The 20,719-nt window shown below is 61.4% G+C and carries 19 protein-coding genes and 1 other annotated feature; of the genes, 12 read left to right on the forward strand and 7 right to left on the reverse strand.

What is annotated here, in order from left to right; translation table 11 throughout:
* Window positions 1-104: 104 nt before the first annotated feature.
* Window positions 105-1,886, forward strand: a complete 1,782-nt coding sequence (thiC, locus tag IB235_RS19785) for a phosphomethylpyrimidine synthase ThiC (protein ID WP_192338189.1) — start codon at window positions 105-107, stop codon at window positions 1,884-1,886.
* Between the two features lie 293 nt (window positions 1,887-2,179).
* Here thiC and IB235_RS19790 read toward each other — a convergent pair whose 3' ends face one another.
* A complete protein-coding gene (locus IB235_RS19790; protein ID WP_192338190.1) occupies window positions 2,180-3,070 on the reverse strand; it encodes an ArdC family protein in 891 nt (296 codons plus the stop codon).
* 650 nt (window positions 3,071-3,720) lie between these two features.
* Between IB235_RS19790 and IB235_RS19795 the strand changes: the two genes are divergently transcribed.
* Window positions 3,721-3,969 carry a hypothetical protein gene (locus tag IB235_RS19795; protein ID WP_192338191.1) on the forward strand — a complete coding sequence of 83 codons (249 nt, stop codon included), beginning with the start codon at window positions 3,721-3,723 and terminating at the stop codon, window positions 3,967-3,969.
* Window positions 3,970-4,064: 95 nt separating this feature from the next.
* Here IB235_RS19795 and IB235_RS19800 read toward each other — a convergent pair whose 3' ends face one another.
* Window positions 4,065-4,325, reverse strand: coding sequence for a WGR domain-containing protein (locus IB235_RS19800; protein ID WP_192338192.1), 261 nt, complete (start codon window positions 4,323-4,325; stop codon window positions 4,065-4,067).
* Window positions 4,326-4,748: 423 nt separating this feature from the next.
* On the opposite strand from IB235_RS19800, the gene IB235_RS19805 reads away from it, so the two are divergent.
* Together IB235_RS19805 and IB235_RS19810 are read left to right on the forward strand one after the other, a co-directional pair.
* Entirely contained in the window at window positions 4,749-5,297 is a 549-nt protein-coding gene (locus IB235_RS19805; protein WP_192338193.1) for a PRC-barrel domain-containing protein, read from the forward strand.
* A 242-nt stretch (window positions 5,298-5,539) separates the two neighbouring features.
* Window positions 5,540-5,995 carry a hypothetical protein gene (locus IB235_RS19810; RefSeq protein ID WP_192338194.1) on the forward strand — a complete coding sequence of 152 codons (456 nt, stop codon included), beginning with the start codon at window positions 5,540-5,542 and terminating at the stop codon, window positions 5,993-5,995.
* A gap of 809 nt (window positions 5,996-6,804) precedes the next feature.
* On the opposite strand, the gene IB235_RS19815 is transcribed toward IB235_RS19810, so the two are convergent.
* On the reverse strand, window positions 6,805-7,908 hold the full coding sequence (locus IB235_RS19815) for an NADH:flavin oxidoreductase (protein ID WP_192338195.1): 1,104 nt from the start codon (window positions 7,906-7,908) through the stop codon (window positions 6,805-6,807).
* Between the two features lie 102 nt (window positions 7,909-8,010).
* Here IB235_RS19815 and IB235_RS19820 point away from each other — a divergent pair, with 102 nt between their 5' ends.
* The 5 genes from IB235_RS19820 to IB235_RS19840 all read left to right on the forward strand — a co-directional run bounded on the left by IB235_RS19820 (window position 8,011) and on the right by IB235_RS19840 (window position 13,337).
* On the forward strand, window positions 8,011-8,895 hold the full coding sequence (locus tag IB235_RS19820) for a LysR family transcriptional regulator (RefSeq protein WP_192338196.1): 885 nt from the start codon (window positions 8,011-8,013) through the stop codon (window positions 8,893-8,895).
* A gap of 366 nt (window positions 8,896-9,261) precedes the next feature.
* On the forward strand, window positions 9,262-10,053 hold the full coding sequence (locus tag IB235_RS19825; protein WP_192338197.1) for a hypothetical protein: 792 nt from the start codon (window positions 9,262-9,264) through the stop codon (window positions 10,051-10,053).
* 60 nt (window positions 10,054-10,113) lie between these two features.
* Window positions 10,114-12,057, forward strand: a complete 1,944-nt coding sequence (locus IB235_RS19830) for a hypothetical protein (RefSeq protein ID WP_192338198.1) — start codon at window positions 10,114-10,116, stop codon at window positions 12,055-12,057.
* Between the two features lie 663 nt (window positions 12,058-12,720).
* Window positions 12,721-13,143: a hypothetical protein gene (locus IB235_RS19835; RefSeq protein WP_225612500.1), complete on the forward strand. Its 423-nt coding sequence runs from the start codon at window positions 12,721-12,723 to the stop codon at window positions 13,141-13,143.
* Window positions 13,140-13,337, forward strand: a complete 198-nt coding sequence (locus IB235_RS19840; RefSeq protein ID WP_192338199.1) for a helix-turn-helix transcriptional regulator — start codon at window positions 13,140-13,142, stop codon at window positions 13,335-13,337. Before IB235_RS19835 ends, IB235_RS19840 begins: the two co-directional genes overlap by 4 nt.
* 489 nt (window positions 13,338-13,826) lie before the next feature.
* On the opposite strand, the gene IB235_RS19845 is transcribed toward IB235_RS19840, so the two are convergent.
* Window positions 13,827-15,242 (reverse strand): SulP family inorganic anion transporter, encoded by a 1,416-nt coding sequence (locus IB235_RS19845; protein WP_192338200.1) that lies wholly within the window; start codon window positions 15,240-15,242, stop codon window positions 13,827-13,829.
* A gap of 30 nt (window positions 15,243-15,272) precedes the next feature.
* Window positions 15,273-15,328, reverse strand: a sequence feature (sul1 is cis-regulatory element that is thought to sense ions involved in sulfur or methionine metabolism; They are found in Alphaproteobacteria).
* 315 nt (window positions 15,329-15,643) lie between these two features.
* Window positions 15,644-16,312, reverse strand: a complete 669-nt coding sequence (locus IB235_RS19850; RefSeq protein ID WP_192338201.1) for a hypothetical protein — start codon at window positions 16,310-16,312, stop codon at window positions 15,644-15,646.
* Window positions 16,313-16,967: 655 nt separating this feature from the next.
* Here IB235_RS19850 and IB235_RS19855 point away from each other — a divergent pair.
* The 3 genes from IB235_RS19855 to IB235_RS19865 all read left to right on the forward strand — a co-directional run bounded on the left by IB235_RS19855 (window position 16,968) and on the right by IB235_RS19865 (window position 18,097).
* Complete coding sequence (locus tag IB235_RS19855) at window positions 16,968-17,207, forward strand: hypothetical protein (protein ID WP_192338202.1); 240 nt, start codon at window positions 16,968-16,970, stop codon at window positions 17,205-17,207.
* 142 nt (window positions 17,208-17,349) lie between these two features.
* Window positions 17,350-17,547 (forward strand): hypothetical protein, encoded by a 198-nt coding sequence (locus tag IB235_RS19860; RefSeq protein ID WP_192338203.1) that lies wholly within the window; start codon window positions 17,350-17,352, stop codon window positions 17,545-17,547.
* Window positions 17,548-17,887: 340 nt separating this feature from the next.
* Complete coding sequence (locus IB235_RS19865; protein ID WP_192338204.1) at window positions 17,888-18,097, forward strand: hypothetical protein; 210 nt, start codon at window positions 17,888-17,890, stop codon at window positions 18,095-18,097.
* 338 nt (window positions 18,098-18,435) lie between these two features.
* On the opposite strand, the gene istB is transcribed toward IB235_RS19865, so the two are convergent.
* Window positions 18,436-19,281 carry an IS21-like element helper ATPase IstB gene (istB, locus tag IB235_RS19870; RefSeq protein ID WP_192338205.1) on the reverse strand — a complete coding sequence of 282 codons (846 nt, stop codon included), beginning with the start codon at window positions 19,279-19,281 and terminating at the stop codon, window positions 18,436-18,438.
* Complete coding sequence (gene istA / locus IB235_RS19875) at window positions 19,278-20,528, reverse strand: IS21 family transposase (RefSeq protein WP_192338206.1); 1,251 nt, start codon at window positions 20,526-20,528, stop codon at window positions 19,278-19,280. The genes istB and istA overlap by 4 nt, the downstream gene beginning before the upstream one ends.
* Between the last annotated feature and the right edge of the window lie 191 nt (window positions 20,529-20,719).

A 20,719-nucleotide genomic window follows, 5' to 3' on the forward strand; every position in this document is an offset into this window, starting at 1 on the left:
AAAGCATCAGCGGGGCGGTCCTTTCGGGCCATGGGCCCGGATTGCGGGGCCAATGGCCCCTTTCTGCCCGGTTTCGCTTGGGTCTTTTCGAAAGGAAGGACCAGATGACGAAACTGAACATCACCACCGGCGCCTTGCCCGCATCGCGCAAGATCCATCTCTCGGGTCAGTTGCACAATATCCACGTGCCCCTGCGCGAAATCACCATCTCATCCGAAGCGCCCTTGAGCATTTACGACAGCTCCGGTCCCTATACCGATCCGGCGGTCCAGGTCGACATTGCCAAAGGATTGGCGGATATGCGGGGCGACTGGCTGCGCCAGCGCGGTGATGTCGAGACCTATCCAGGCCGAACGGTGACAGCCGCCGATAATGGTTTTGCACAAGGTGCAAGGCTCACCCCTGCCTTCCCGCTGCAGCGATCGCCCCTGCGTGCAACCGGGGGACGGGCGGTGACGCAACTCGCCTATGCCCGCGCCGGGCTGATCACGCCCGAGATGGAATTTGTGGCGATCCGCGAGAACGAGGGCCGCAAGGCTGCGCCTATTCGCGACGGCGAGCCTTTCGGTGCGACCCTGCCCGATCGCGTCACCCCGGAGTTCGTCCGCGCCGAGATCGCCGCCGGTCGCGCCATCATCCCGGCGAATATCAACCATCGCGAGCTGGAGCCGATGATCATCGGCCGCAGCTTCAAGGTGAAGATCAACGCCAATATCGGCAATTCCGCCGTGACCTCCAGCATGGAGGAAGAGGTCGACAAGATGGTCTGGGCGATCCGCTGGGGCGCGGATACGGTGATGGACCTGTCCACAGGCCGCAACATCCATAACATCCGCGACTGGATCATTCGCAATGCGCCGGTCCCGATCGGCACCGTGCCGCTCTATCAGGCGCTGGAAAAGGTCGGCGGCGTGGCCGAGGATCTGACATGGGAGATCTTCCGCGATACATTGATCGAACAGGCCGAGCAGGGCGTGGATTACTTCACCATCCATGCAGGCGTGCGGCTGGCCTTCATACCGATGACAGCCAAGCGGGTGACCGGGATCGTCAGCCGTGGCGGCTCGATCATGGCGAAATGGTGCCTGCACCACCATCGCGAGAGCTTTCTTTATGAGCATTTCGCCGAGATCTGCGACATCATGCGGGCCTATGACGTGTCATTCTCGCTGGGGGATGGCTTGCGTCCGGGCTCCATCGCCGATGCCAATGATCAGGCACAATTTGCCGAATTACGGACCTTGGGAGAGCTGACCAAGATTGCCTGGGCCAAAGATTGTCAGGTCATGATTGAAGGCCCGGGCCATGTGCCGATGCACAAGATCAAGGCCAATATGGACGAACAACTGAAGCATTGCCACGAGGCGCCATTTTACACATTGGGGCCGCTGACGACCGACATCGCGCCGGGCTATGACCACATCACCAGCGCCATTGGCGCGGCCATGATCGGCTGGTTCGGGACGGCAATGCTATGCTACGTCACCCCGAAGGAGCACCTGGGCCTTCCCGATCGCAACGACGTCAAGACCGGGGTCATCACTTACAAGCTAGCGGCACATGCCGCCGACCTCGCCAAAGGTCACCCCGGCGCCCAGATGCGCGACGACGCCTTGTCGCGGGCACGCTTCGAGTTCCGCTGGCAGGACCAGTTCAATCTGAGCCTCGATCCCGATACCGCGCGCGACATGCATGACGAGACCATGCCGGCGGAGGCGCATAAGGTCGCGCATTTCTGTTCGATGTGCGGGCCGAAATTCTGCTCGATGAAGATCAGTCAGGACATTCGGGCCGAAGCGGAACGACAGCAGGGCATGCAGGCCACGGCCGAGAAATTCCGCGAAGGTGGCACGTTATATGCGCCGGTCGAGGAATCTGCGCAATGATCCAGGTGTCCGGACATGATCCGAGCTGGCTATGCACTGCCTCTGTCCAGGTCGCGTTTCAAATCCGGTCGAGACGACGTCTCCTCTGAAATCCTGCCCCCGCCGCATAGCTGGCGGGGGCTTCACCGATATCGGCACTGACGACGGTCGTGCCGGTTACGGTCCGCGACCGGCCCGTCTTGTGCCCGGCGCGGGCATATCAGGCGCGAATCCGGCGCGTCCGGATTCTCTGCTTCCCTGTCGCGGGCCCGCCGCTGGACGCGACGGGCCGGAAACTTGGCGATGACGGGCCGCTAGGCGGCCGCACCTTGTTCGACCAGCTTTGCCACTCCGGCACAGGCCAACAGGAAATCTGCCGCCTTCTGCGCCTCGGTCGCGGCCTTGAAGATCAGCCGCTTGTCATCTTGCAGCGCGCGCAGCCAGCTTTCGACATAGGTCGCCGATTGGCCGAAGTCCGGGGTCAGGCCAAGCTGGGCGCAGAGCATGCAATTGCCAATCTCGGCAATCAACTCCTCGAAGGCATAGGCCTTGCGCGCGGCAAAGCGGCCGAGCCGGTCAAGGCGAGTGCCATGGCCAGACCAATGGCAGGCCTCATGCGCCAATGTCCCGTAAAATCCAGCCGCGTCATAGAAGCTTGAGATCGGCGGCATATGGATAAAATCCGCCTGCGGATCGTAATAGGCCTGCGGCACTGGGGTGATACGGATATCGGCCCCGGTCGCGGCGAAAAAAGCCTCAAGGCGCGGGTCGGGCTGAGTACCGAGATCACGGGCCGGTTCAGCAGCCGCGGCATAAAACTCCTCGGGCAAACCATCGATCTGATCGGCATTGAAGACCCGATAGCTCTTCAAATAGAGGATGCGCTTCTCGGTCCCGCTGTCCTCGTCCTCACGCGCGAGGGTGCCATATTTGACCACGGTTGCGCTTTTCTCGCCCTTGCGGACCTGACCGCCTGCGGCCTCGGCCTGCCTATAGGTGAACCAATAAGCGCTGCCATAGCCTTGCGCCGATGCGGCAAGCCAGAGCATCAGCACATTGATGCCGCGATAGGCCTCGCCATTGCCGCGCAACGGCATCTGTGCCGCCCGGCCCTCGCCAATCCAGGGCTTGCGCCATGCCGGGCTGCCCGCCTCAAGGCTGGCAATGATGCTGTCGGTCACCTGCTGATAAAGATCGTATGCCATCCACGGCCCTCCATTGATTTCGCGGCCTCAGAGCTCTCGCCCCCTCGTCCGCTTTGGGCGGAGCCTTTCCGTCTGTTCTCTGGAAAACCCCCGTGGTTTCCGGAGGGCAGAGCGGGAACGGCAAAGCCCGGCCCGTGGCCCCGGCGCGGGCGGTCATGGGGCGCGGGACCGGGGTGGTGCGGCCCGCAGCGCAGGAGCGCGAGGACACGGCCCGGGCACGCGACGACGCGCGTCGGCGCGGCGCTTGCCCATTGATCCGACCGCGCCGGGGATGCGAGGCGGACAGTTCTGGATTGGAAAAGACCGCGGTGCGGCGGTGAGCCGGGCCCTGGCCCGGTCGATCCGCCGCACCGACAATGTCCCGGCTCGGGCCGCGCTCTTTCGCGCGGACCTCATCGGATCATTGAAGAAAGGTCCAATGGAGACCAGCGCCACAAAGGCCCCGGAGATCGGTGCTCCGGAGCTGACGCTTGCCGCCATGCCGGCGCTTGGCCGGCACTCACCGCTGGAAGGTCCATGAGAGCGGCAATTTGCCGCCGGTTTCGAGGTCAAACCGCTGCAAGAATCCGCCAAGGAACCGCACAAGCGGTGGCCTCGTTGCGCTCATACAACTATTGCGTGCCTCAGAATCATGGAAAGGAAGCCAAGCGTTGCCCCTCGACAGCCAGACCAGCGCCGAAATCCTCACCAGCATCACCAGCGCCGCACAGTCGCTCAGCGAGCTCGATGCCGCGCTGCATTCCGCCGATCTCGCCAATCTGCAAGGCAAGGTGGCGTCGGTGATGGCCACAGAGATCGTGCTGCTGCGCCACCTCGCCACCAAGCTCTTTGATACCGATTTGCCGCATGATCCGGTCGAGATCAGCGAAGCTTTGAGTCAACTCTCTGTCGAGAGCTGAGCCGGGCACGTCAAAGCGTCTTTCGCGTTTCCGAGCGGTTGAGCTGCTCGCGACGCGCGGCCTGCATCGATCGTATCGCTGTGACAGCGTGGCAATCAGGTCCGATAGCCGCGCCTGTGTTTGGCGGCGGCAAGCCGCAGCAGCGCATTGATCGCCAGCCCCTCGTCGGCATGTGCTTCCCTCGATTGCTGCCCCGGTCTGCCGATCCGGCCCCATTCCCGCACCAGGCTGGCGCCGCCGAAAAGATCGGGTTCGACCGCGAGGCGATAGAAGCGCCACATATTGCGCTCAGCATCGATCCGCCGCAGCACCATCTCGCGCGGAAACACATCGATCTGATCTTCAAGATCGCGCATCGACAGCCTGACCTCCAAGCAGGGCCAGAATAGCAGCAGCAGGCATTTGTCGCCAAGATGCTGAACTTTGGCCCTCTCTTACTTTATGGGTGCGGTGTAAGCGCCACCCGAACCGCAGCACAAACCTACTGCCGATTGCCCGAACGAAGCGGATGCATCCCCGCATGGCTTTCTTCTTTGGGACACCAATCCCGAAGCGTTGCTTTCGCTGCCATGACGCGACAGTCCCGTGATTTGACCTTCGATTTCGGTGCCCCACAATGAGCCGAGCATGTCGGCATCGCGCGCGCCTGCCATGCCGCGCGAACGCACGGGATCCGCATTAGTCGCCCAGATCACAATAATTTTTCCGCGGGAACATCGCCGCCTTCCGCCTGTTGGACCCACAACCGGGTGACACCGGAGACACGAGGAGATCGAGACATGAACAAGCTTTTTGCCACATCCGCTATGATCGCAATCCTGGCAGGCCCGGCTCTCGCACAAACCGCGCCGCCCGCCACGACCGACGCCCCGGTGACCCCGATGCCGGCGGACAGCGCGGCGACAGCGCCCGCGGCCCCGGCTGCCGATGCGGCGGTCGCTCCAAATGACGCGACCACGACTGCCCCTGCGGCCGGATTCTCCTACATGGCCGCGGCTGGCGACATGTCTGCCGAAACCTTCATCGGGAAGCGTCTTTACACCTCGGAGATGGATGTCGATCCCGGTGCCCAGATCAATGAGGTGGACAAAGGCTGGGATAACGTCGGTGAGATCAGTGACCTGGTGCTCAACAAGGACGGCCAGGTGAAGGCGGTCCTTGTCGATGTGGGTGGATTCCTCGGCATGGGGGAAAAATCCGTGGCGGTGGCAATGGACCAGTTGCGCGTGATCCGCGACGGGGACTCTGAAAACGATTATTTCATCGTTTTCACCGCCAACAAGGCTGCACTGGAAGCCGCGCCGGCCTTTGAGTGGCCGGACATGTGACACTGGGCTTGCCGAGCTGACTTGATTGAAGGGATGAACATCCTCCGCTCCATCTTGGGGCGGAGGTCTTTTCTTCGCCGAGCGCTTTTTTGCACTGAGGAATCAAAGCATTCTGGCAAAGCGGAGCTTGCTGCATCCGGTTCGGGTGCAAAATGTGTCCCGCCGCGGTTGGAACAAACGCCCTCACATCAGGTTTGGCTTAAGGAAACGCAGGGACTTCCCGACAATCTGGAGGACTCAGTATGAACAGATTTTACATGATCGTTGCAAGTGGCGCGCTTGTCACATTCTCGTCGCTGGCCGCACAGGCCGACTGTGCAGCGGAGATTGCCAAACTGGACAGTGGAACATCAGGGCCGACTGAAGGCATTTCCAAGGACGGCTCTCTGGCCCCGCTGCAGGACGGCCCCGCCAGCACGCAGCAGCAGGCAACGGCCCCGCCAGAGAAACCATCCTCTGACGCAGTCGCAAAGGACGGCACGCTCGCACCGCTGGAAGGTCAGGGGATTGCTGACAAGACCGATCAGGCTATGTCGGCAGCCGACGCACAGGCGCAGCAGGAGGGCAAGCCGACTGCAGCCGCTGAAGCGTCGAAGGAATCGCCCCCGGCCGCTTCGCTTGCGGAGGCACGCGCGGCCTTGGCCGCAGGCGATGAGGAAGCCTGCATAAAGGCGGTGGAGGCCGCGAAAGCCGGCTGATCACAATCTGCGCCAGAATGGGCGCATCTTGCGACCAGCGATAGTGTTCAGAGCCGAAACTGGTCCGGGTACGCGCTCAATCTGACCAGAGGATTGCCGTACCGAGCGGCCTTCATTCCGACCAACCTGATACGCTTCGGCTATTATCGACCTCGCCCCCGCCGCAGAAAACGCAGGTCTCGCCTCCATTCGCTCAGCGAAAGGCGAAGAGTTCTGCCTCTGCATCAGCCTTCCCTCAATTCCGCGTAGCGACAATCTGGAACGCAAGCATCGAGAAAAGGATATGCTTGCCACCCAAACCCATCAGCGCATGGGCGCTCCGAAATCCGGGAATGCCGTCGATGATAGCAGGGCCGTCCATCGCCCTGCCCCCGCCAGCACTGGAAGTGGGCCTGAACCTGAAACCAGCCGCTGCTCCTGTCAGGACCAACGACTGTGGGGCGGCAACATCGAGAGCCACCCCCGACGAAAGTTCCAATAGCGGATTAGACATCAAAAGATTGACCTTAGATATGCGGCATCGCCGAAACGCCGGTTTGTCCCCACCGCAGGGTATCATCGGCGCGAAATACTGCGTTCCCTGCTGAATGACCGGTTCGGGGAACGCCTCTACTCGGCATTGGTGAGGCTCGAACGGCGGCAATGGGCCGGGCCATTTCGATCTAGGGGCAGTACCCACGCCTGAGCCAAGCTACCAATTGGTGCCGCGCAGCATGTTGCTCGGAGCCCAAAGCCGCCATTCGCGATTGCCGTCCAAGAGCGGCACGCGGGGAATGTTGCCCGCGCAGGCTACGCGGGCAAGTCCGGTGTCAGAGCGCCAGTTCGCTGTCCTTGATGTCGGCGATAGGGCCAAGGATCGCGGGGTCGAATTCGCGCAACTTGTTCGCCTCGGCCAGACGGATAGGCAGGTCGGGGTTCGCCAGCGCACCGCGACCGAGGGTCACGATGTCGGCGCCATCCGCTACCACCGCTTCGGCCTTCGCCGCGTCATGCAGGCTACCATTGGCGATGATCAGCGCGTTCGGCGCATATTTCTTCGCCAGGTGAGCGAGGGTCGGAGTACCCTCGCCAAAGGCGGGCTGCCACGCTTCGAACTCGGTAACGTGGATGAAGTCCACGCCTGCCTCGGCCAGCGCGCCGAAGATGATCGCGGCATCGGTTTCGCCATTTGCCCATTTATGGTGATAATCGTTGACCTTGCCCTGAGAGATGCGGACGCCGACGGGAACGGCGTTGCCAACACGGGCGCGGGCGGCCTTCACCACCTCGACCGTGAGTCGGACACGGTTTTCGGTGCTGCCGCCATATTGATCGGTGCGGGTGTTGGTGTAATCGGTCAGGAACTGGTCCAGCAGATAGCCGTTCGCGCCGTGGATCTCGATCCCGTCGAAGCCTGCGATCTCGACCGCGCGGGCAGCGGAGTCGGCAAAGCCCTCGATCACTTCGGTAATCTGCGCCTCAGTGATCTCGGTCGGTATCACATAGCCGCCCTTGCCATAATAGAACGCCATCTGCTGCCCTTTGGGGAGGATTGCGGACGGGGCGACGGTCGCGTCACGGAAGCGGTTACCTTGCGAGATGCCGCCCGCATGCATGATCTGCGCGATGGCCAGCGATCCGTGCGACTGGATGCCCTTCACCAACGGCTGCCACGAGCGGGCCTGCGCCTCGTCCGTGATGCCGGGCTGGAAGACGTAACCCTGCGAATGCGCCTGATCGGTATAGATGCCTTCGGTGACGACCAGACCGAAGCCGCCGCGCGCGAAGCGTTCGTAATAGCGGGTCATCGTCTCGGTTGCGCGGCCATCTTCGGTCGCGGTCACGCGGGTCATCGGGGCGACGCCAAGGCGATTCTTGGCGGCAAGGTTGCCGGTGGAGGTGGCTTCGAGCAGTTTCTGCTGGCCGGTGGTCATAGTTGCAATCCTTGATTGGGTCATGCCGAGGATTTAGCCGGTGGAGCCACCTGCCAGAAGTGAGGCTGGACGCTAAGCTGCATAACTCATAACGTTACAATCATGGATATCGACAACGTTTCCCTGTTCAAAACCATCGCCATGCTCGGCACACTATCGGCTGCGGCGCGGCAGCTTGGCCTGCCCGCAATGACGGTCAGCCGCCGCCTTGCCAGCCTTGAGGATGAACTGGGTGTGCGGCTCTTCCACCGCACCACCCGTTCCGTGTCCCTGACGCCCGAGGGAGAGGCGTTCCTACCCTATGCCACGACGCTGCTGGAGACGCATGACGCCGCTCTTGCCGCGATGGTGACGGGGGACAGCGGACTGCGCGGGGTGCTGAAGGTGACTGCGCCGAACCTGATCGGGCGATCGCTGATCGTGCCGGCGCTGACGAGGTTGATGGCGGACAACCCGTCACTGAAGGTTGATCTGACGCTGACGGACGGGATCGTGGACATCGTCGACTCGGGTCTGGACCTCGCGATCCGCGTCTCGCCGCTGGAATCCTCGGAACTGGTGGCGACGCAGCTTGCGCCGAACCCGCGCATCCTTTGCGCCGCGCCGGACTATATCCGGCGGTTCGGCAAGCCCGCGACGACGGAGGATCTGGTCGCCCACCCCTGTCTGACCCTGCACGGCATGCCCGCCTGGCCGCTGGAAGTGGAGGGCGAGACACGGATGGTCCGCGTGACGGGACCGTTCGCGACCAGCAGCGTCGAAGCGGTGCGCGCGGTCTGCATCGAAGGCGCGGGGATCGCCATGATGACCTATTGGGATGTCTGGCAATGTCTGGAGGATGGCAGTCTGGAACGGATCGAACTGTCCGACGCCACCCTTGGCGGGCTGGGGATCTGGGCCGTATATGCCACGCGCCGGCGGCTTCCCGAACGGGTTCGCGTGCTGATGGATCAGCTTCGGGCGCAGTTGCAGGAGCGCGTGCGGTAGCCTCCGCACACCGTCGGCACGAATGGCCGCAATGTCCGCATCGCTGCCATCCAATCGAGAATTTCGCTGCACGGTGTGTGAGCGACCGCTTCGACGCATGCGGCAGTACGGCACATGGAGTGTCCGACCGGCGGTAATGGGTCGTCCGAGCGGAAAGCGGACCGACTGGGACAGCCTCGTTCCCGAGTCTGGGATATAGTATTGTATCGCCAAGCGGGCAACGGTGGCCAATTGCGGGTCGTTTGTTTTGCTCGCAGCTAGATCAGCCGCTCGAATGAATTGCCATTTTGAGCATTCGCCTCTCGTGATAGGCTCATCCAGCAGGCCCTCATGATCTCCGCCCCATCATCCGGACAGGATATTGCGATGCGCTATTTGACTGCGTTTTCGCTTGCTGCAATGCTTGCCATCCTGATGCCGACCGTGGCGCGGGCGCAGATGACCCTCGGCGGTGCGTGGTCTGGCGATTACAGTTGTTCGGGCATGTCCGGCGGAAGCCTGACTATCGATCTGACCGATCAAGCCAACGGGATGGTCGAAGGCACCTTGGTCTTTAATCTGCAGGACCAGTCGGGCAGCTATCGCGTTGCGGGGCGGCTGCTGCCCGAGGGCACGTTCACTCTGGTCCCGCGCGAATGGATTGAGCGTCCCGCGGGCTTTACGGCATCGGGCGCCGAGGGTCGCCTGCATCCGAATGGCCGGATGATCGAGGGCAAGCTCACCCCCTGCGGCATGGGACTGTTCAGCGCAAGCAGGGCCGCGCCGGCCGCGACAGAGGCCCGGCTTGACGCGGCGCTAGCCCCGTCCCGAGGACCGTTGGACGGCAGTTGGCAGGGCGGCATCCAGTGCCGGCAGAACCGGCGCGGGACAACCGAGGTTTATCCCCTGCATCTACAGATCCGTTCGGACGGCGGCTGGGCCGGGGCACTGGCCGAAATGCAGATCTATCGCAAGTTCGGCAGCAATGCCGGGCCTGCCGACACCCAGATCTCGGTCCTGTCGGGCATGATCGACGGGCGCCGCCTGTCGATGAACCGCAACCTGCCGCTTCAGCAACTCAGGAACAACACCAACCTGCGCGAGATGCAGTTGGAGTTGCAGGCGAGTGGCCGGTTGCTGGGCACGACGCGACTGCCGGGTTGCGACATGGTCGAGTAGCAGCGTGTCGGTGACCCTGAAGGTGTTGTGGTACCCGCCCAAATAACCGGCGACTGGATCATGCCGGCAGGCGTGGATGCCAAGACCGAGGTCAAGCTGCACATCGCGGACGACGGGGATGCGTTTGCCGAATTGAATGCGCGCTATCCGCTCGACCAGCACGAGGCGGCGCGCGACCTATTGCAACTGGTGCTGTTGCCAATGATCGTCACCGGCCAGGTGGTCGTCTGGGCTCCGGTCGGTTATCGTCAGGCGACCGGGGTCTTTGTCCCCGGTGCACAACGTCACCACAATTTTGGCGCGGCGCGGGCCTTTACGACGGCACTACTGCCAGATGGATCACTGGTGCTTGAGGGGCCGGCTCAGGGCAAGGCCTTTGATCTGGCCGTTGGCAGTCCCGACCGTCAGGCCGGTCGGGATGACCCCCGCATCGTTCTGGCCCGACCCGTGCCCGGCGACCAGCCGCACGCAGGAACCACCCCGCCCGTCCACTTCGCCCCGTCCATCGGCGGCACGCTGGCCGCCGCGCCGACGCGCGAGGCACAATGCGAGATCGTGAAGACCTGGCTGGAGCCCGAGACCGACCCTGCCGATTATGAGCGGAAATCGCTGGATGAGGTGATGCGCGCCATCTCCCCCGCCTTTGACGATGCCCGCTTTCAGCCGGTATTTGGCCTGTCTTTCCTTTTGACCACACAGGCCAAGCGCACCGAGCTTGCCCGCTTCATCCATGAATCCTGCAACCGGGATCGGGACATGCGCTTGATCGACACCATCGGGAACCGGATATTCCGCAGCGAGAAGGGTTTTGCTGACTATGCCGCCACCCTCGCCAACACCGCCGATACCAAAGCATGGTCGGATCAGTTGGGCAGCGAATTGGCGGACCTGCCGCCCGCGGAGGCCTCGCTTGACCGCATCGCGGCGCTTCGGGGCGAAATAGGGACGCGTCGCCCGGACCTGACCCAGGACACCTATCGCGAGATCGCTACCGCGCTTGATCGGCGCGCGCTTGAGCTGCGCGCCGGGATGTTTCTTGCCGAGGCCGAGGCCCTTCCCGCCTCTGGCTTTCACGATGGTCCCCTTGATCGGGTTCTGAACCTGATGGAGCGCATGTCGAAATCGGAACTGCCGCTCGACCTGCTGCGCCCGGCGCGTGACGTGGCCCGGCAGCGGGCTAAGGCTATTCTCGACCCACCCATCGCCGAGGCCGTTGCATTGGCCCCGATCCTGCCTCCCACGCTCGAAAGTCTGGCCAAGGGGCACGCATCCCTGAGCGCGCTGACACACTATCGAGCTGCCATGGATGCGCATTTCGGTTCGCTGGACGAAAGCGGCAGGCTGCGCGTGCTTTACGCCCGTCTTGACGGGATTCGCGCCGATCCCGGCGTCGTGTCCGAATTCGCCGCGGTGCTGGACGCCGTTGAACCGGCGTCAGGCGTTCCCCCGTCCGATCGCGTCTGGCAGGTCGCCGGTCAGTATATTGCCAAGGATGACATGACTTCTGCCCCCGAGATGTCCGACCTGATCTATCAGGCCATCGACCTGGTCGAGATCCGCGCGATCGAGATCATGGATAGCTCTGTCCGCGTCTCGGATCACGAACCTAGCGTCGAGGATATCGCCCGGTTCGCATTGCAGCGGGTGCGAACCTATAACGAGGGGTTGGCTGCACAGGAGCAGGCCTGCCTCAGCGGCCGGATCAGCGATCCGATCCACGCGCTTGTCTGCATCCAGACCCCGGCCGTCTGGACTGGCAAGACGGGCTTTGGCGCGCAACTTCTGCGCCTTGAAAAAATCGGGTGCCGCGAGGATGAGCCGCGCGTCCAGTATACTTGCGATTTCCGCCAGAAGATTGACGTTCATATGCCGGGCGGGGAAGCTTTCGGCGCAAGCAGCCTTGGACAAATGGCACGCGGTCTGAGCGAAATGTCGGCGTCTCAGACTCGCTTCCTGCGCAACGCCTCAGGCGGCTGGACAAGGGTCACCGAAATCGAGAATTGAGCGGGTCATAGCGAACGGCTCCCAGCGGACCGTTTCCTGAGGCATGTTGTACGCTGATCAATCTCCGTTAAAGGCTGACCCGCTGCCCGGAAATCGGACCAATCTGAGTTGGCATTTTCCACATATGATCCCTCTTGCGGGACGAGAAGGATTCCATGAAGAGGTCGAAGTTCACGGATGAAGGTGGGGGCGCGTAAGCCCGAGTGAACAGATTGCGTTCGTGCTGAGGCAGATTGAGGAGGAGAACGCAAATCTGAAGCGCTTGGTCGCGGAGCCGTGCCCTCTCGCATTCAGGCGCGGTCTCATTGAAGAAGAAGACATCCGAACCCTACCCCAGGGACGAATATTTAGCCGGAACGGCCCCGAGTCATTCAGCATGATGTCGGCAGGAAGCGCCTGCGTCCGCCCAAGAATATCTTCGTGGGCGGCCGACGATATAGCGGGGACGAAAGTCTTCCTTACGAAGGACTCGCGTGGAAATGGAGATGGGTGCCTTGTCCAGGGGCTGTGCTTTTGTTCCTGACCGCTTCCCTCCTCACCCTCAGCCACGACAGGGCCCCCTGCAGGGGTTGACCAATATCAGCTTCGCCCTAGCCACGCACAGGAACTGGCCAAATCATGTTCAGCAAGAAGCGGTCAGGAGACAGGTAAAGCTTGGTTGACATGCTGGGCAATCGCTCCGTATGTAAAGCATACTTTACAATGATTGAGGCCAGAGTGCGTAGACTGTTTTCACTTCTGGGCGGGCTGACCGCCTATGTGGCTATGCTGTTTCTGTCGCAAAAGCTGCTCGCTGGCGGCATTGAGAGTCATACGGCGCGCATCATGATCACGCTTAGCCCAATGCTTCCGACCCTGTTCATCTGTGGGGCTGTAATGCGCAGCATTCGCCAACTTGACGAACTGCAGCGCAAGCTGCAATTCGAAGCTCTCGCATTCGCATTTGCCGGGACGGCATTGATCACCTTCGGCTACGGCTTCCTTGAAGGAACGGGCTTTCCCAAGCTGTCAATGTTCGTCGTGTGGCCACTCATGGCGACAATCTGGTGCATCGGTGTGATACTGGGGCGTTTGCGTTTCAGATGAACAACCGCATTCAGGAATTACGTCAGCAGAGGGGCTGGTCGCAGGCGGATCTGGCCGCCCATCTGAAAGTATCGCGTCAGACAGTCAACGCCCTCGAACGGGGGCGCTATGACCCCAGCCTGCCGCTCGCTTTCAGTATTGCACGACTTTTCGGCCTGCCGATCGAAGAGATCTTCCAGCCCGAACAAGCATGACAGCGAAGCGCTAGGATGGCCGCGTGAGCCCCTGTGTCTCCCCTTTCCCCTCAAGAGAATTTGCAATGTCGCATCACCGCTTGCCCATGCGGCATACGCTGCCGCATCGCGGCCTCGCCTTTTAAACAATTGATCCGCTTTCCTGTTCAGCAGCCCTCGCCTCAGATCGACCCGGGGGCATGCTTCGGTCCGTGGTCAGCGTAATGGCCGCCAACTTTATGCTGGTTCAATTCAATTCCGGTGTGCTCATCTCGATTGCGTGCTCGATACGCCAAATATCAGTTTCCAAAATCGGTGCCAAATGACGAATAGAAAAGGGCCGGTCCCTCTCAAAGACCGACCCTCCGGCGATCGAAGACACCCCCCTCATTCGCCATGCTCACGCAAAGTCATGATGCATCCGTGGCGCCCAATCACCTACATGTCGAAAACGTCAAGCTTGCCTCCTAGAAGCCTTCGTGTCGAGTCATCGACTGACAAGCGCAAGTTTCAGCGCATCGATGGTGGGACCGAGTTTTCGAGCCCACTGATCGTGACGAGCAGGTTGTGGCGCAAGAAGCGGCCCCGCACCTTTTCGACCGCCGCCAGGGCCGTGATATCCCACAGCCTTGCCCGCGACAGGTCGATGGTGACAGGGCCATCATGATTGATCGGATCGAATGCCTCGATAAATGCCTCTGCCGAGGCAAAAAATATCTGTCCTTCGACGGTGTAATGGTCGCCCTCGCGACGGACGTGCTGCATGGCGGCCACCTTTGCCGCGAAGAAAACGCCACTCATCAGGACGCCGATCAACACCCCTAGCGACAGGTTGTGGGTGAAGATCGTCACCGCCACCGTCGCGAGCATGACGAGATTGGACAGGATCGGCGTAGTGGGCAATCTTTTCAGGGACCCCAAGTCCAGCGTGTCGATCGACACCATGATCATGATTGCCACTAGCGCCGCTACCGGCACCTGCCCGATCAGGTCGCCTGCGGCAACCATTAGCAATAGCAGCAGTCCCCCGGCGGCCAGTGTCGAAAGCCGCCCTCGCCCGCCATATTTCACATTGGACACAGTCTGCCCGATCATGCCGCAACCAGCGATGCCGCCAAGCAGGCTGGCCGCGACGTTGGCAAGCCCTAAGCCCCTAGCCTCGGTGTTCTTCTCCGAAGGGGTGCCGGTCAGGTCATCGACCACGCCTGCCGTCATCAGGCTTTCCAAGAGGCCGACCATCGCGATGGCCAACGCCGGTGCAAAGATGACGTTCAGAAGGTCAGGACCCAGAACCACATCCGGAATGTGTAACACCGGCAAACCCTCGGGCAGCGTGCCCAGGTCCGACACACGGGGAACGCCGATCCCCAAGGTTATACAGACGGTCGTCAGAAGGACCACGCAGATCAACGGTGCCGGGATCTTTGTCGTAACGTGCGGCGCGAGGTAGATCACGCCAAGGCCCCCCGCAATCAAAACATAGCCAGTGGGTCCGGCATTCAGGATATGCGGTAGTTGCGCCGAAAAGATCAGGATGGCCAGAGCGTTCACGAAGCCGGTGCGGACTGAATTCGACACATAGCGCATCAGCGTGGCCAGCCGGGCAAATCCGAACAGGATCTGGAACAGTCCCGCGAGCAATCCTGCCGCGAACAGATGTTCCACGCCATGGTCACGCACCAGAGGTGCCACGACCAGTGCGACCGAGCCCGCCGCCGCCGAGATCATAGCAGGTCGACCTCCGAATACGGCAATGACGATGCTGATAACGAAAGAGGCATAAAGCCCCACTGCCGGATCGATTCCGGCCGTGAAGGAAAAGGCGATGACCTCGGGTATAAGGGCGAACGTTGCCACCGCTCCGGCAAGGATTTCGCGGACAGGATTATCCCGCCACTGACGCAAATAGTGCCGTGTAATGTTCATGATGATAAGTGCGAGGACGCGTCTGAGATGCGATGTCCGGCGGATCGGCGGCCGGAATAGCCACCCGGGCTTGCACCGGGTCCATGCGATTACCCGTCGTTTAGTCGGAAATGGACGGCATGACAAGCAGATACCGGCCAAACGCCCTCTTCTGCGGTGTGCATTCGCCGCCACTTCTGCCTCAGTTAGGCGATATGGCAATTTGATTCGCTGCCAAGATCTCCGCCTTGGCGTCGCTCAACAGACTGCTGCGATTAGATTATCGTATCACTGTGACAACTGGCGACGAACAGTTCAGACAGGCCGTGCTATTGTGGACCTTATCCCGTCATGCAGGAATAGGCCGGGGCCGGGCGTTCGCATGCCGGCCCCTCGTTGACCCATCCACTTGGGTTGCGAGATCAGCCGCCGCTGCTTTCCGAGTCGGTACCACCCCCGCTTTCGGAACCGCCGTCAGAATCCGAATTGCCGCCCGCATCATCGCTGCCGGCGTCACTGCCCGCCCCGTCATCGGAGCCGGTATCGCCGGTTCCGGCACCCTCGGTCCCATCATTTTTAGCCGCATCATCGGAACCGCTATCTGCCGCATCGTCGGCAGCTTCGTCAGTAGCGTCGTCGGTGCCAGCTACACCAGCTGGAGTAGCCGAACGAGGAGAGGGAGTTGCATCGCCCGAATTATCCGGCGACTGCTCCTCCTCGCTCAGGACGCGTTCACCATTCACCTTGATCAGGCGGCCCTCGACAAGGTTATAGACAAGATTGACGTCGTCATTGCCGCGCGTCCCGGTGATCGTCATCAACGAACCTTCCCGCAGGATATGGATGTTCTCGAACCCCTGCGCGACCAATGTGCTGGCGATGTTTTCATTGTTCATGGTCTGGTTGAAGGCCGGGTATTCGGAAACGACCTGGGCCGCGACAGGCGAAGTTCCTTTAGATTCCGTGGCCGCCTCGGGGACCACGACGGTTTGACCGCCGCCGGTAACAATTTCGGAGCTTGTCTGCGCCAGTGCATAGCTACCCAAGCCTGCCGTCAGCACCACCGCGCTCAGCATCCCTTTCACAAACATGTCGCTCCTCCATTGGCTTTGCTGCCGCACAACGCAGCACCTAGCGCACGGGTTCTAGGCGGTCACGGGATCGTCAAGCCGCAGGTCAGCCAACGGCGCGGCGGCCCACGACAATTCCCGTCGAGATACTGCAAGGCTGCGCGGGGCCTGAACATGGATGGGACTGCGGCCGAAGCTACATATCAGCCCGAGGCCGGTGAGTGAGAGCGTCCCACCGTTGTTGATCGACACTGCCCGGAGGGCTTCGGTCAAGTCGACAGTGTCTCTCGGCGTCACGGCGAAGGCGCCGGTTGTCGGGGCGTCGCTGATGCTATGGGTGAAGGCTTAGTAGACATGCTGATCTCCAGACGAACAAAAACTCGCGCGAGAACGGGATGAGCGGGAACATTCGGATCGGATCTCGGTTCCCCGATCCCTCGCGTCGCCATGGGGCATAAGTCCCGTCAACCCCAAGCGGCAACACGCCTCTTCCGGTAAGGGGGCGTGCGTGGGCGGGGGGGGTGTGCCTAGCCGGTCCACCCCCCGATATAAACCGCGCCATGGCGAGGGCCAGACAACCTATGTCGTCAAAAATGGCCGCTACTTCTTTATTCTTCTGAACGATAACCGCTCGCTAGACGATAGGTCCGGTCAGCATGATGCAATCACCCCGTGCATGCCTCATATCGAGTTCATCCGCTCGGTATTCTCGGGTGGTGTCATGGAGGACCCTTTCATGGGTACCGACCGAGAAGACCCTAAACCGCTCACCCCTCCCCCGCAGCAGGAGTTCCCCGATCCCCTTCCCGAATGGGAACGCCTTCAGGGCGAGCCCGCTGATCTGGAAGATGAACGCGAAGCTGCGCCCGAGACAAAGATCGTCGCAGGCCACTACAAAACCAATCGTCCGTGGTAGTCGGATTCAATTTCCGGAAGTCAGACGCCATGCGATGGGGTGCCCTCTTACGTCACCAAATGCCTTGATTGTTTCCGGATCGCCGGGCGGCGAGTCTAGCTCGCCGCTTTCGCACGTGCGCAACCACCTTGGAGTGCCATTCATGAGCAAGGCCGCAGTTCTCACAGATGCGCTGACCGGCGTAACCGCGTTTTATCACAGCCCACCCTGGCATCTCGAAGAGATCAGAAAACACACGATCTGCACGATTGTCACGCTATCAAACGAAGACGGAACCCGCCGATTCATCCCTATCAGATCCGAAACCCAAAGTGTTCATAACCGCTTCGCTGATTGGTGATGCCAAGGGCACGTGTCGACCTGTGATCTCGCAAAGATAAGCCCGCCCGATCGGGGGTCAAACGCCGAACTAGGTCAGCAATCGCGACAGTTAATTGACTGATCAGTCAACTTCCGCTCACGAGCAAAAAATAGGATAAAGGGGTGGGGTCCTGCCGAGCACAGGATCCACAATTAACGAGTACAATGTTAAACGCCGCAATTTGCAGCCATTTTTAACAAAGGCCGGATGAGCAGATGATGCTCATCCGGCCCTTTTCTTTGTCCTCCGAGACCAAATGGCGACATTGGGGGGGGCGGACTGGGGTTGATGCTGGGGACGGCGGAGGGCACAATGCCCCATGAAGGCAACATATGATGACACCGCATTCACTCTGACCGGCACCTATTGGTCAGGCACCTATCCGCTCGAAGATCTGCCCAGCTGGTTGGGCTTCTATCGCCAGCAGCGCGATCTGCATCCGAAGGCCACTGGAAAGTACGATGCCAGCATTGCCGAGCTGGAACGCCTCACCAGCGAAGTCGATCAGCCTTTCGGCAAGAGCGAGTAAGTAACGGCGTCGGTACGGTCGTAGAACTTGCGACCGTCGCAGTCATAATTCCTACGCGATGTAGACCTCGATCCCTCCCGACCGCAGCGTGTCGGGCGGGATCAGCTTGACCCGCAACCGGGCCTGCTCGTCGCCGAACTGGCGCGACGGCTGGATATCTAACCCGGCGTAAACACCCGGTGTTTGTCAAAACAGTTGTCACCCGTGTTTGTTGTAAGCGTCCGGTCTGACTGCCCTGCCGCGCGGTGAGCGTGGGAGATAGTGTCCGCTGTGTAAATGCTGGATCAACTTTCCCCAGAAGTGCTGACGCATAATTCCCCACCTTGCGGGTTCGGCGATCAGCCGTGCGGGTGATGAGCACCTCCATTTCTGGGCGGCCGCCCGCGGCGTTTTGGTGGGGGCGGCGGAGTTATTGCGGCATATGAACGGATATGTTCGGGGATCAGATCAGCATGTGCCCGCAGTCGGTAGCTGGCGCCCTCGATCTGGATCACCACGGCATGGTGCAGGAGCCGGTCCAGCAGGGCGGTCGCGACCACGGGATCACCGAAGATCTCGCCCCATTCGGCAAAGCCGCGATTTGAGGTCAGTATCATGGCACACTTTTCATACCGGGCATTGACGAGCTGGAAGAACAAGTTGGCCCCGCTCGTGGTAATGGGCAGGTATCCGATCTCGTCGACGATCAGCAGGGATGCACGGGCATAGAAGCGGATCTTTTCGGGGAGACGTCCCTCACGCTCAGCCTTGGTTAGAGCATCGATCAGCTCTGCCAGGGAGCACCGATAGACGCTTCGTCCGGCCTTCACGGCGGCGACACCGATGGCGGTGGCGAGATGAGATTTCCCCGTTCCCGGCGGACCAAGGAAGTGCAGCACCTCCGCACGACGGATGAACTCGAGCTGGGCCAGCGCCATGATGCGATGCCGGTCAAGCGAGGGTTGGAAAGAGAAGTCGAAGCTTTCTATGGTCTTGATCGGCATCAGGCGAGCGGTGCGCAAGGCGACGCCGATGCGGCGCCCCTCGCGCAGGCTCAGTTCCTCGGCCAAGAGTTCATCGATGGCCTCGATGGCACTGATCTCGCCCCTTTCCACTCGGCTGAGGATCTGATCCAGCGTCTCAAGGGCGCGGGCCATATGAAGGCTGACCAAACTTTGGCGGATCCTCTCGATTGCCGGGATCATGGGCGATGCTCCGCTGCGCCTGCCAGGCGCCGCCCGACCGCCTCATAGAAGGCCAAGGGTCGGCGGGTGACCGCAGCCTCGGTCGGGGACGGCAGTTGCAGGGCACGCTGTGCGGCCGGGACCGGCTTGCGATGGTTGGGATCGACACGGCGCTGGTGCTTGCCTTCCAGAACCGGGTGGCTGGCAATCAATGTGCCATCCTCGAAGATCCTGACCTCGGCAGGATGGTTCTGCACCTCGACGATACGTCGCCGGGTGGTGTCGGGAACGCTGTATTGATTGCCGCCCACGGCGACCATGCCCTCTTGGCTGATCCGCCGCTCGACCGTCAAAACCGCCTCATATGGACGGAGTGGCAGGGGCAGCAACTGGGGCCGCTCCTCCTCGAAATGCGCGTCCACGATCTTCTGGGTCATGGCATGCAGACGGGGATTGGCGATGGTCAGGCGCCATTCGTTGAATTGGGTGTTCAGATCGTCGATATTCTGGAAGATGCGGCCGAGGAAAAAATCCTGCCGCACATAGCGGAAGGGCCGCTCGACCTTGCCCTTGGTTTTGGCCCGGTAGGGCTGGCAGGCCCGGGGCGCTGAACCGTAATGCCCCAGCAAGGCCACCAGGGACTCGTTGTAGGTCACCACCCCTGCAGCGTCCTCGCCGATAACAGCGGTCTTCATCCGATCGTACAGGATCTCGCGACAGACCCCGCCCATGGTGTCGAATGCGGCGATGTGGCAGCGCATCACCGTTTCCAGCGTCTGGTTCGGGCAGAAGCGTCCCCAGAGCCAACGGCAATGCCCGAGCACCATGCAGAACAGCCAAACCTTGCGCAGGACGCCCGGATCAGAGGCGAATTCCACCTGGAATTCGGCAAAATCGACCTGTGCCTGTTGGCCAGGCGCCGTCTCGAAGCGCCGCTCGAATTGCCGCGGGGCGGCGGGCCGGATCAGCCGCAGATATTCCGTCAGCGTGGAATAGGCTCCCTTGTAACCCATCGCCCGGACCACTCGATGCAGCCGGCGCGCAGAGAGCCCGGGGAAGGCCTTGAGACGTTCGGAAAGATAGGCCCTGAATTGTTCCGCCAGTCGCTCGCCCCGGGCGCGCGGGCCATAGACAGGCGCCTCGAGCCCTTGGGCGAGATACTTCCGGACCGTCTTGCAATCGAGCCCGGTCTGTCGCGCGATCGCGCTGACACCAAGCCCCTGCCGCCTCAACTCCAAGATCATCACAATCTCCCTCAATCGAACCACCTGCGCGCCTTTCCCATGGCATCCGCAGGCGGAATTTTGCGCTTCCGAAGATCCGGGGGCATGCCCCCCGGATCTTCGGAAAAAGCGCCAGACTGGGGAATTTTCATCCAGCCGTTTTGGGGAGATTACGGCCAGCACTCACACGCTGTAGATGGTGGACACTATGGTGCGAGCGTGGCGCGTCGGATAAA

Origin of the sequence: Paracoccus sp. PAR01, assembly GCF_014851995.1 — a bacterium.
GTDB classification, from domain to species: domain Bacteria; phylum Pseudomonadota; class Alphaproteobacteria; order Rhodobacterales; family Rhodobacteraceae; genus Paracoccus; species Paracoccus litorisediminis.